Below are 11,874 nucleotides of genomic sequence, written 5' to 3'. Positions count from 1 at the left end.
TCAATATTATCTACAGATTAACTTCAATATTATCTACAGATTAACTTCAATATTAGTTAGATTAACCTCAATATTATCTACAGATTAACCTCAATATTATCTACAGGTTAGTTATGATTATTAAGCTGTGATATGGACAGAGTCTTTGAAATAAAAGAATCGAAACTACTCAATCCTGTTTAGTGCTTTTACCCTACTTTTGCGTTTAAGATCTCTTTTATTCTGATCTCTTTTATTCTGGATACACATCGATTCATAAAAAAGTATTCCAAAGGTCTCTAAAATTTGAAGATAGCAAAGGCTCCTCAATGATTATCAAGAGCTCCCTGCTTGAAAAACTCCGGATTTACCGGAAAAAGAAAGCAAAACGCCTTTAAAAGACGTTATACAACCGTTTTTCAAATTTCAGGCGTTTACTGCCTTGCCAAAGACATCAGTAAATTCGTCGCACTGAGCAATTATTTTTGAAGCAGCATCCTTTAGTACCTCAATCGGGTTTGTACCATCGGTTTTGATATAAAGGATCGGGTCACTGATACTTACGTACTTCATATCATAATAGGCAATCTCAACCCTTTGGTCTTTAATAAGAAGATCCTTAAGCATATTTAGAAGGGTATGCGTCTCGCCTTTGAGCTCAACTTCAAGCTCATTGTCTGTTTTGGAGAGAATGTTCAGTTCCATTGGTGACCACCTGTAATTGTGAGTAATATAACTTATTGATAATTTATTGTGCAGAAACCCATACCTGCAGGAGAAAGAATTACTTTACCCCTTTCCCATACTCGGTTGAGATTTTGCGAGTTTCGGTCATATTGCAGACTGGGCATTTAAGCTTTTTCCCTTCAAGCACGAGTTCTCCTTTGCAGTTTGAACAATAGGCTTTTACAACTCCAAGGGAATCTTCAGCTGTTGTCAGGCGCATTCTCTCAGTGTCGAGAACCCTGGCCCGAATGATATCAGAAGGTCTGAACTCATCTGAAAGTCTCTTAACGTAAGAGTCCCGCACATTCGATACATGGACGTCTCCCGAACGCACACTGACAATTTCCCTGTCTTCTTTGCCTTCAATTCCTGCAACTTCCACCATTGCCCCGGATTCGCGCACATCAGTTATCTTTCCATAGATAATATCCCCTACTTTAAGAATATTCGGAGTGAGCGTGCGTGGCCTGACCGAGACTACTCTTGCTTTCCTGTCGATAATTACGTTTCCGGTAGCTGTAGAGTAAATATCTCCGGCAGACACTGTTGTTCCTTCCCCGGATTTGAACTCTTCAGTAGTTCCAACAAGCTCTCCAGGAAGCACAAAACCTCCTTTTTCAAGTTCTTCTTCCGGAGTCTCAGCTTCGTAGGGAGCTCTGGGTTCAGACGTATCCGATCTTTCCCTGGAGCCTTTTTTCTGGTACGGGAACCTTCGTTTCTTGCCCTGGTCTCCCCTGAACTGATCCTTTGACTGATCTCTGGGCTGACCTTTAAACTGGTCTCTGGGATGTCCCCTGAAGTGATCTCTTGATTGGATCTTATGTTGATCTCTGGACTGCTCCCTTGGTTGATTTTTAACCTGTTCCCTGGGCTGGGTCTTAAACTGCTCTCTAGACTGACCTTTGAGTTGATCCCTGCTTTCGGAAGTAATTTGAGTTACATTTTCAGCAACCGGCTTTCCTTCATTCGGGCCAGTCAATTTCTTTCTCGTAGTTTTACTTTTTCTAATTCTAATCATGATCCCTCATTTGGACTATCGTTAGTAGTCGATATAAATCGTAATCACAATAACTATCAATAATATGAGATGCTGGTAACCATTCAGTTAGATACTGGTACATTCAATTGACAGATAACCAACCTCAATAGAGGAGATAAATTATCATGTTCCTATTATCTGCCACTTTTGCCCCTATTGACGCATCGTATAGTTTGGTAATACACAGGCATACTTATTATAAGCAGTGTTATAGCTCGCCTTTTGAAATAAAATCCTGCACTGATGCTATAAAATCTGATGCTTTAAACGGTATTTGCGTCCTGAATTATCCGGAGACCTTAATTCTATAGATCTCAACCTCAATAACCTCTCGTTCTTTTTTATGGAAATCAAAGGTTCGTTTTATAGGGAATTTTGCAACGTAGGAATGTGTAATGACTGCAGGCTTAATGAACTTTTGGATAAAAGCAAGGCTTCCGCGGTTGTGAATTGAATATATTACTTCACTTGTTCTTAATGCTAACGAAAGGAAAGGTCTGTCTCTACCTTTCACTCTTGCCCCGAAAGGAGGGTTCATAACCGTGGTTTTTACGCACTCTTTAATATCGGCAATGTCTGATAATACAAACTCGACCTCTACTCCAAGTTTTCGGGCATTATCTTTTGCGGTATCAAGTGCTTTTGAATCCGTATCATACCCCACAACCTTTCTGGCTCCCAGAAGCTTCGCCCCGATTGCAAGGATTCCGGTACCACATCCCAGATCCTGCACCGAGTCATCAAGATCTCCCTGCATATAAGCAAAATGAAGAATTTCCGCAGCTAAAAGAGGAGGTGTCTGGTACTGCTCCAGCTCAAGTTCAGGACTGGAAAAGTCTTCCAGTTCTTCAAGGAGCATCTCAAGTTTTCTCTGTTTCATTTCATCGACTGAAGTTTTCTATTTATATAATTTTAATTTTTTATTTATATATTTTGACTTGATGTTTAGACTTTTACTTTATCTAAACCTGAACTTATTATCTAAACCTGAACTTATTATCTAAACCTGAACTTATTATCTAAACCTGAACTTATTATCTAAACCTGAACTTATTCTCTGAAATTAACATATTCCCTGAAATTAACATATTCCCTGAACATAACCAACAGTAAAAAGTTATACTGACTCCTCGGTAATCTCATCGAGCACAAGGCTTTCCCATTCCCGTTCTCCAAGTACTATTTCAAATTCCTGGGGTGTAAGCATAGGAGAGGGAAAACGCCCAACCTCATCGATTGCAAGCCTTGGGCAGGCGGTATTAACGAAAGCATCCACTTTGAATTGAAGAAGCTGATCCGGAGTGACAAGGTCAATCAGGATAAGGTGTGCCTCTTTTCCGTGCTTTTTCGCAAGCGCTTTTAAAGAGAAGGCCAGCTCCATTCTTTCCTGCCCATTTTTGCTCGAGATAATTATCCCGAAAACCTTCGCATCCAGAGACTTTGCAATTACCGCACTCCGCTGGCGGAGGATTCTTGAAGGGTCTACTTCGCGAACTTCCCCGGAAAAAGGATCGGCTGCAAGAACTCGCTTTTTTGTGGAAAGAGCTACACCTAGAGGATGGAAGTCTCCGCTTCCGATATAAAGATATTCATCACAGACCTCATCCCTTGCTGTCGAAAAATTGCAGCCAAGCACCTGACCAGGATATGCGAGCCTGGAATCCCCATGCCCTATTACGCAGGTCTTTCCATTTGCCTCCAGGACAGCACAGGCTTCAGGGAGTTTATGGACATGCTGGACAGTAGTAATCAGTCCTATAACCTGCCCCTTAAGTTCAGGAACAGACTTTTCAACAACCGGCCGGATGTCAACTGCAGAACGCGTTTCTATGAAATAGACTTTCTCGGAAAATTTCGTATCCTCAAGTTCAGCATGCCCGAAGTGAAAAAGAATATCAACCTGATCAAGTAAAGTTTTATCCAGGTCACATGCCCCAAAACATGGATCTCCTGAGATGAGAATCTCAGCTCCGGTGGCTTCTTCAACTTTTTTTGCAAGCTCCGGACCTTTTCTTTTAAGCCCTTCAGGAAACTGGAAACCTACAATTTTTGCGCCCAGTTTATTTATTACACTGATAACATAATCAGGCCTTAAGTCAAAAGCATCACTCGTTGCCAAAGACATTCTTGATCTCCACGCCTTTCTCACTCACGTCAATTGTAACGAGGATTTTGGGTTCAACCCCTACCTCATTTAATTGCAAATAGCCGGTTCCTCGACCAATAACGGAAATTACATCCAGAATCTCCACGCCCATTGTTTTCAGGGCTTTTACGAGTGCTATCAGCGTTCCGCCAGTACTGATGACGTCGTCCACAATAATCACTCTGTCGCCTCTCTTGAGCCCGTTTATGTAGAGAGCCCCTTTCGAATACCCTGTACTCTGAGACAGTTCTACTTCTCCTTCAAGGAAATAAGGACGCTTTCGAACAATTGTCAAAGGAATTCCCGTTTTCAGAGAAAGGGCATTTGCTACAGGAATACCCATTGCCTCTATGGTAAGAATAGTGTCAACTTTTTTGATGTCAGTAATCTGAAGGATATATTCGGCGATTTCTTCAACCATATGGGGGTCTATGGATGGCACACCATCAGAAATCGGATGGATAAAGTAATTATATTCTCCTCGCTTGATCACAGGAGAATTAATGAGTGAGGTTTTCAGTTTTTCAAGCATGGTATTAACTCTTTTTTGGCTGTTGCGATATCTCTCTAAGTAATAATCATGTTATTAATAAGGAATCCTGCTCTGATAATAAAGAATCCTGTGCTATTAATAAGAAATTGTACTTAGGTAATAAAGAATTCTATAATCTTGTCCTAAATTTAGATTCACTTAATAGTCAAAAAACCGAAGATTCGAGCAGCCAGGAAAAGAGTAGATGAATTTCAGGAAAATATCGGAAAAGAAAAATAAAAAAGGAAGAGAAAGAGACAGATATGAGGATTACTGGAATCCTCAAACATACCTGATTAAACTTTTTGTGTAGGTGTAAATTATTTAGTTTAATTGCCTGTTCTGCTAGCTCAATTTTTCAAGGGATTAATTATTCTCTGTCGAATTAAGCAGCCCGAGAACCACATAAGGATTGTTATCTGCCTGCTTCATTTTGCTCAGGGTATCGGCATCAATATCCTTCACTGAAATTACAGAGACAAGCCCCTGTGTGTCCCAGTTTTCCTTATCCATTAGCCAGAGGTCAGCTAAATATTTCGAGACCCATCCCGGATCATCGGCTTTTACACCGGAGTTCGCATTGACAACATCAAAGTCAAACCCAAGTACTACTGCTTTCATAGTTCCGGCATTTTTATCCGTGACCACGAAAATACCTGCAGGAGAACCTCCTAGAGCTTCGGTTTCGTTATCGGTTAATGTAGAGACCCAGATCCCTCCTTTGCCTGGGGTTGTGTCCCAGCGCTTTACGAAAACATCTTCTTTGCACCAGTTAGGACAGGAGAAAACCGTGTAACTCACGCCTTCCTTAAGCGGATAATTTTCTTCCATCCAGTTTGCAAGCACATAACCGCTGGAAACTCCGGGACAGAAATGGTTGTGCACTTCAAGGCACTGCATTAGTTCATAATCAAGCTTCCCGGTAGCCCAGGCGTTTGAAATAGTAAGAATAGCAAACTCGCGTCCGTTAAATACCGAATTGTTTACCTTTTCATTCCATGCAGCTCTTGATTCGTTGGTTTTCGAAAGCTTACTAAATTTAATGTTTTCCGTTACCTTGTAGCTAATATTACTTTCGTTTTCAGAGGAAACCTCGATATAAGTACATTTCCCGCTGCATTTATTGAAAAACGCAAACCACAGAGGGCTGTTCCTTGAGTTCTGGACAGTGAGGAGATTTTTTGTGTATAGAAGATCCCTGCTATAAAACTCTGAGTAGAAATCGTCCAGGAAAACGTAGGACTCTTCAGGAGAGCCTATATCCGTAATAACAAGTGTGTTTTGCGGTCCAACAGCTCCAAGATCTGCTTCAGCTGCAGAAAAGACCTGAGCCATCAAATTTGAGTTACAACCTTCAGCTGCCATCCCTGGAACAGCTCCAAGGGAAAAAATAAGGGCAGTAAGGAAAATGAGATAAGTGAACTTATTTTTTATTATCTTTGTATTCATCACACCTTCTCCTATCATGATTTTTTCCATAATAGTTAAACCATACTTTCATAATCCGGCCAGAAGAATATTACTTGCCAGAAAACGGTATTTAAGAAATAAGATAAAATTTGTTTCTTGTAATTTTTAGTATTAAAAAAATAAACAATTGTGTTACATAAAACTTTCGGATTTGGTTAACACTGATAATAAATTAGGAAATATATATAAAATGAAATATAAGTTGAGAAATAAGCAAGATATAATAGTAAGCGATAAAATAGTAAACAAAATAGATAGTAAGCAAGATCAGATAAACAAAATAAATAGTAAGCAAGATAAAATAGTAAGCGATAAAATAGTAAACAAAATAGATAGTAAGCAAGATCAGATAAACAAAATAAATAGTAAGCAAGATAAAATAGCAAGAGGGACACAATATTGAAAAGAAGTTTGAAGAGAATAAAGAAGTAATAGAAACAATTAGCAAAAACTAATGTAGTTTGGCAAAAATAAAAAATAGTGGAAAATTAATAAACGTATTAAAACAGAAAATTAAGGACAGACAATAGTATCAAACAACCCTACTACTAACTCTGCCAGCTCCTTGCTTTTTTCAGTTGAGGTCATGAGAGTGTCAGCTCGGGAAGCATGACATCCAAGTTTCTCAAACGCGAATTCGTCCGCCGGATCCCGCTCATCGAAGACAAAAACGTCAAGGAAGTCCTGATAATATTCCGCAACTCCCATTGAAGAGACTTCAAGCCCGCAGGCCTGCATGAGTTTCCCGGCAGGGCCGCTTACAGGGGCATTGCCAATTATCGGACTGACTGCAACGACCTTTTTCTTTTGCAGTAAACCTTTCATGCCCGGTAGGGAAATGATAGGTCCTATACTCGTAATCGGGTTACTTGGCCCTATAAGCACCTTGTCGTCGTTTTCAAGGGCTTCTAGCACCTTTGGAGAGATTGAAGCTTCGGAGACCCCAGTTATATCAACACCCAGCACCTCAGGTTCTCCGTGTTTCTCTATCCAGAAATCCTGGAAATGCAGGATGGTCTCAGGAGTTTCTATATAAGTGGAAACTGGATCGTCAGACATAGGTAAAATCTTTGCATCAATTCCGAAAATGGACGCAAGCTCTAAGGTCGCATCTGTAAGAGATATTCCATTCCGGATAAAGTTCGAGCGAATTATATGGGTTGCTCTGTCACAGTCCCCAAGCTTCATGCCTTCAGTGATGCCCAGTTTCTGCATACGTTCATAAGTCAGAAAAGTGTCGTCTTTTATGCCCCACCATCTTTTTCGATCGATCTGGTCTGAGAACAGGTAGATTACTGTGTCCAGGTCAGGACAAATCAGATTCCCCGAAACCCATAGGTCTTCGGCAGTGTTTACAACAACAGTCATTTCCTCTGCTGGGAGGATTTCCTTGAGTCCGTCAAGGAGCTTGGGAGTTCCGGTACCGCCTGAAAATATAATCATGATAATACCATATCCGGCTTTCTTTTAAACTTTCGGGTAGCAGGGGTTTCTGCAAAATATACAGTATCAAAGTAGTAGTAACAACAATATATAATGAAATCTGTCTAAAGAATAATGAAGGTTGTCCTTGATCCCGTACATGGTTACATCGAGCTGGATGATTTAGTTCAGGATCTTCTTTCTGCCCCTCAGATGCAGCGCCTGAGAAGGGTAAGACAGCTTGGGTTTTCAAACCTCGTCTACCCGGGAGCAAATCATTCGCGTTTTGAACACTCGCTTGGAACAATGCATCTTGCCTCCATGCTAACCAGAAGTCTGGACTCGATTGAAGAGGACAAGAAAACCGAAATAAAAGCTGCTGCTCTTCTTCACGACGTAGGTCATGGACCTTTTTCTCACGTTACCGAAAACATCATTGACAAATACACGCGGCGCAGACATGAGGATGTAAAGGAAATCCTGGGAAAAGGAGAGATTAGAGAAATCCTGAACAAATATGGAATTTCTTCTGGAAATCTAGTAAAACACATAAAAGGAGAAACTTCTCTAGGGCAGATCCTTAGCAGTGAGATTGACGTAGACCGAATGGACTATCTTGTTCGGGATGCCCATTACACAGGTGTAGCCTTTGGCGTTGTGGATTACAATCGTTTGATAAAACAGATGAATTTTTACGAGGATAGGCTCGTTGTGGATTACGGTGGGTTAAAGGCTGCCGAATCACTTCTTGTATCACGTTTATGGATGAACACATCGGTTTACTATCATCACGTAACCAGGATTTCGGAAGCTATGTGTTCCAGAGCAGTGGAGTATATGATTGAGAATAACGAACTTGACCCGTTCAGGCTGAGGTACATGGACGATATAGACCTTGTTGCATCCATGAGAAACGCAACCGGATATGCAGGAGAACTTGCAAGGATGCTGGACGCCCGTAAACTCTATAAACGGGCCTTATATGTAGGCCTGGCAGATGTAGGAAAAGCCGTACTGAGGCACCGCGACCGGATCAGAAGAGTTGAAAAAGAAATTGCAGAACTTGCTGGTGTTGATTCTGAGTTTGTGCTTGTAGATATTCCTAAGACACCCGAAATGCTGGAAATGCAGGCCATGATAAAAACTGATCATAAAATGATCCCACTTAACGAAGCTTCCCATTTTGTATCTATCTTGCAGGAAGCACAAATGGATAACTGGAGAATGGGAGTATATAGCCCGAAAGAGTACTGCGAAGTCGTGGGAAAAGCGGCAAGAGACTATTTTGACGTTAAAAAACCCCTTAAACAGTTTAAATTGAGTGATCTCTAAAGTAGAGTGGAATAGAATAAAAGTAAATTTAAAAAAGGATATATAAAGAAGAAAAATTTATGGAAGCTTAAAGGAAAAATGGATTTTCCTTGAAATTTTAAGGACCGAGGTAGGAATTTGTTTCAGATTAAACGGAAAGTGGGGAAAGTTGAGATTGTACTTGATGCGAAAAAGGTAGGGAGAGACTACATGCTGACTCTCACAGGTGGAGAAGAACATGTGGGAGCTGTTGCCGTAGGACTTTTTGATGAGAAAAGCCAGAGAGCAAGTTCATCGGTGATAACAATGCCTGGGCACCGGGAGGAATATCTTGCCCTGGACGGGGCAAGGCAGGTTAGCAGGGCCACAAGGAAGACCTCGGTATTTGTTGTCGGAATACACAAAGATAATATTAGCCCTGAAGAAATAAAAGATATAGTCTCAGTCGCTGGTGAAATGATAGAAAGTTTCATTGCCTTTTACGAAAAAGAAGACGAACTGGGAAGGCAAAATAACGATTTGAATAATGCATAGAGATGAATAGTGAGTTACCAGCAGGAACACTAACGGCAGGATAAAATGGAGATAGCAGTAGGAATCAGTGGAGCCTCAGGGGTCCAGTATGGAATTCGCCTTCTTGAGGTACTGGCGGAAAAAGGAATTAAAACCCATCTGGTTTTGACGGATGCCGCAAGCCAGATAATAAGGATTGAGACTGATTACACCCCCGAAGCAGTGGAAAAACTTGCAACCTGGAGCTATGCCCAGAAAGATTTTTCAGCACCAATCGCTAGTGGTTCATACAGAACAGGGGGAATGGTTATCGCTCCGTGCAGCATGAAAACTCTTGCAGCCGTGGCAAATGGGGTATCAGATACTCTTCTTACAAGAGCTGCAGACGTCTGCCTCAAAGAGGAAAGAAAACTTATCCTGATGACCCGAGAAACTCCGCTTAACCTTATACACATCGAAAATATGCTCAGGGCTAAAAAAGCAGGAGCAAGCATCCTTCCAGCCTGCCCTGGCTTTTATTCACGGCCCAGAACCCTTGAAGACCTGATAGATACCATGGTAGGAAGGACACTTGACCTGCTCGGGATAGAAAACGAGATTTATCGACGCTGGAAGTAAAAACAGTCTCAGAAAAAATTCAAAATTTATTCAGGAAAGATCAGACCGAAAGAGTTTTCAGATAAAAGGAGTTTTGATTTTTCCATAAAAAGTTATTAGAGATAGCATGACAGATCCATGTTCTAACGAAAGCTATATAAAGGATAATATCGTTTGAAGGGAAGTACCCTTGGGATAGTAGGGTAGCTTGGTCCATCCTCGAGCGTTTGGGACGCTTGGACCGCGGTTCAAATCCGCGCTATCCCATTTATATATTTTTTAAATCGTTTTTTATTAGAGTTGTTTTTTAAGTTTGTGCTGCTTTCCTTATATATGTATCTCCCATACTATTTTATATAGTTGAATGTGTCATTGACCAATTTCGCAAAATAGAAAATCTACTTTTTGGGTAAATTTAAATATAATTGTTTAGTTTGCAATTTTCAGTAACGAATTTATATTTTAGTTTTTTATTTTAGGTGCACCTAGTTGTTATTTTGAAGTCATATGTTATTTTTCATGTCCACGTTAGTTGAAATTTCTACGTTAATTGCATTATTAAAGCCAATTCACTACCAATACTATATCAAATAGAAAATTTTTATAAAATTTTTGAACAAAATGTAAATGTTTAAATGTTTATTCTGATTTTTACTTATTAATTTTATTTTATATTAAACTAAAAAATGGGAAATGCAGTTTAACAGGCGGTTTCAAAACCGTATTTAATCATTATAATTGGGATAAAAAGCAGTGCCGAAAACTCGTAAGTAGATATCATGTTAAAAATTGTCTCTTTACTGAAAGAACAAAATGATCTGACTCTCAGAGTTCTATGAAAATAAGAGTACTTGTACTTGTTGAAAGGAGGGTATATAGTGAAAATTGATCCAAAATTAATTTGTCTGTCAATAGTTTTTACTTTCCTGGTACTTATGGCATCAAATGTAGCAGTAGCTGATACCTTAGGGGCTGGAAAGTTAACGAAGGTTGCATCCAATGTCGCATCTGATTCACATCCCGTTTGGTCTCCAAACGGGAAAGAAATCCTTTTCGCAAAGGGTGCAGGAAGTTATGAGGCAAATCTATACAAAGTATCTTCAGATGGTTCAGGAGAAAAGAAACTGGCATCCGATACAGGCACAGCCGGCTATGCATGGTCTCCAGATGGAAGTAAGATTTCATACTATTATAATACAGATGAAATGGGACCTGGAACGTATAGCGTATATCTAATGAACGCAAACGGAACTAAGAAAACTCAATTATTAGATCCAGTATATAATTTGTTTTTCTATACATATACCTGGTTTCCTTCAGGTTCAAAAATAGCCTATGTTAGTGGCGTTGATAATATGGGTTCGCTTTATGAAATTAATTCAGACGGCTCAAACAACCATGAAATTGATGTTTATGTTAATGGCGCAATTGCCGTGTCACCTGATGCGTCAAAGATATTATGTACGAACTGGGACTGGGAGTATCCAACTGAAATTTACGTCCAAAGTTTGAATCAAAATAGTGGTTATTATCTAACTAATGGGAGCATATTACAACAAACCCAATCCTGGCAATCAGAAGTATGGTCCCCGGATGGTAAAAAAATCGTGTACTATTCCGATGAAAATGGAAAATCAGACATTTATACCATAAAAATTGATGGAACCGGAAAAACTCAACTCACATCAGATTCGGCATATGATTATTCTCCTATTTTTTCACCTGATGGCAAAAAAATTGTATATATGTCTGACAAAAGTGGAAATGAAGATATATGGGTCATGGATGCAGATGGGAAAAACAAAGTGCAGTTAACAACGGATTCAGCAAGGGATTCGTACCCAGAGTGGAGTCCTGATGGCAAAAAAATTGCTTTTTACTCTGAGAGGGGAGGAGATCGGGGTATATACACTCTTACTTTAGAAAACGGAAACAAACCTGTTGCTGGTTTCTCTGCATCTCCAACTTCAGGAAATGCGCCATTGAAAGTCAAGTTCACGGATAAAAGCTCAAACGTCCCTACTAGCTGGAAATGGAACTTTGGAGATGGAAAAACTTCAACAGTTAAAAATCCTGCATATACCTACAGTAAAGCAGGAAAATATACTGTTAGCTTAACAGTGAAGAATGCGAAAGGAA

The 11,874-nt window shown here is 40.0% G+C and carries 12 protein-coding genes and 1 tRNA gene; 6 read left to right on the top strand and 7 right to left on the bottom strand.

Annotated elements, in window-relative coordinates; all coding sequences use genetic code 11:
- Window positions 1-405: 405 nt before the first annotated feature.
- The 6 genes from ASJ81_RS04680 to ASJ81_RS04655 all read right to left on the bottom strand — a co-directional run bounded on the left by ASJ81_RS04680 (window position 406) and on the right by ASJ81_RS04655 (window position 5,871).
- A complete protein-coding gene (locus ASJ81_RS04680) occupies window positions 406-684 on the bottom strand; it encodes a DNA-directed RNA polymerase subunit L (protein ID WP_095643473.1) in 279 nt (92 codons plus the stop codon).
- Between the two features lie 79 nt (window positions 685-763).
- The gene (locus ASJ81_RS04675; RefSeq protein WP_095643472.1) at window positions 764-1,723 is read right to left on the bottom strand and encodes an exosome complex RNA-binding protein Csl4; all 960 of its coding nucleotides are present in this window, start codon (window positions 1,721-1,723) and stop codon (window positions 764-766) included.
- Window positions 1,724-2,030: 307 nt separating this feature from the next.
- Entirely contained in the window at window positions 2,031-2,624 is a 594-nt protein-coding gene (locus ASJ81_RS04670) for an METTL5 family protein (protein ID WP_095643471.1), read from the bottom strand.
- Between the two features lie 237 nt (window positions 2,625-2,861).
- Entirely contained in the window at window positions 2,862-3,869 is a 1,008-nt protein-coding gene (gene dph2 / locus ASJ81_RS04665) for a diphthamide biosynthesis enzyme Dph2 (RefSeq protein ID WP_095643470.1), read from the bottom strand.
- A complete protein-coding gene (hpt, locus tag ASJ81_RS04660; protein WP_095643469.1) occupies window positions 3,850-4,422 on the bottom strand; it encodes a hypoxanthine/guanine phosphoribosyltransferase in 573 nt (190 codons plus the stop codon). The genes dph2 and hpt overlap by 20 nt, the downstream gene beginning before the upstream one ends.
- Before the next feature lie 366 nt (window positions 4,423-4,788).
- Window positions 4,789-5,871, bottom strand: a complete 1,083-nt coding sequence (locus tag ASJ81_RS04655; protein WP_245859797.1) for an FmdE family protein — start codon at window positions 5,869-5,871, stop codon at window positions 4,789-4,791.
- Between the two features lie 211 nt (window positions 5,872-6,082).
- Between ASJ81_RS04655 and ASJ81_RS04650 the strand changes: the two genes are divergently transcribed.
- Complete coding sequence (locus tag ASJ81_RS04650; protein ID WP_170943194.1) at window positions 6,083-6,295, top strand: hypothetical protein; 213 nt, start codon at window positions 6,083-6,085, stop codon at window positions 6,293-6,295.
- 110 nt (window positions 6,296-6,405) lie between these two features.
- On the opposite strand, the gene cofD is transcribed toward ASJ81_RS04650, so the two are convergent.
- On the bottom strand, window positions 6,406-7,335 hold the full coding sequence (gene cofD, locus ASJ81_RS04645; protein WP_095643467.1) for a 2-phospho-L-lactate transferase: 930 nt from the start codon (window positions 7,333-7,335) through the stop codon (window positions 6,406-6,408).
- A 114-nt stretch (window positions 7,336-7,449) separates the two neighbouring features.
- Between cofD and ASJ81_RS04640 the strand changes: the two genes are divergently transcribed.
- The 5 genes from ASJ81_RS04640 to ASJ81_RS22585 all read left to right on the top strand — a co-directional run.
- Window positions 7,450-8,646: an HD domain-containing protein gene (locus ASJ81_RS04640; RefSeq protein ID WP_095643466.1), complete on the top strand. Its 1,197-nt coding sequence runs from the start codon at window positions 7,450-7,452 to the stop codon at window positions 8,644-8,646.
- Window positions 8,647-8,763: 117 nt separating this feature from the next.
- On the top strand, window positions 8,764-9,159 hold the full coding sequence (lpdD, locus tag ASJ81_RS04635; protein WP_095643465.1) for a prenylated flavin chaperone LpdD: 396 nt from the start codon (window positions 8,764-8,766) through the stop codon (window positions 9,157-9,159).
- A 45-nt stretch (window positions 9,160-9,204) separates the two neighbouring features.
- A complete protein-coding gene (locus ASJ81_RS04630) occupies window positions 9,205-9,756 on the top strand; it encodes a UbiX family flavin prenyltransferase (protein WP_095643464.1) in 552 nt (183 codons plus the stop codon).
- A gap of 171 nt (window positions 9,757-9,927) precedes the next feature.
- A tRNA-Pro gene (locus tag ASJ81_RS04625) sits at window positions 9,928-10,002 on the top strand.
- A 611-nt stretch (window positions 10,003-10,613) separates the two neighbouring features.
- On the top strand, window positions 10,614-11,874 hold a 1,261-nt coding region (locus ASJ81_RS22585), incomplete at its 3' end, for a PKD domain-containing protein (RefSeq protein ID WP_170943193.1).

The sequence above is a fragment of the Methanosarcina spelaei genome, from assembly GCF_002287235.1.
Taxonomy (GTDB): Archaea; Halobacteriota; Methanosarcinia; order Methanosarcinales; family Methanosarcinaceae; genus Methanosarcina; species Methanosarcina spelaei.
Note: the sequence above shows the minus strand (reverse complement) of the source record. Positions and strands in the feature narration are given on the sequence as shown.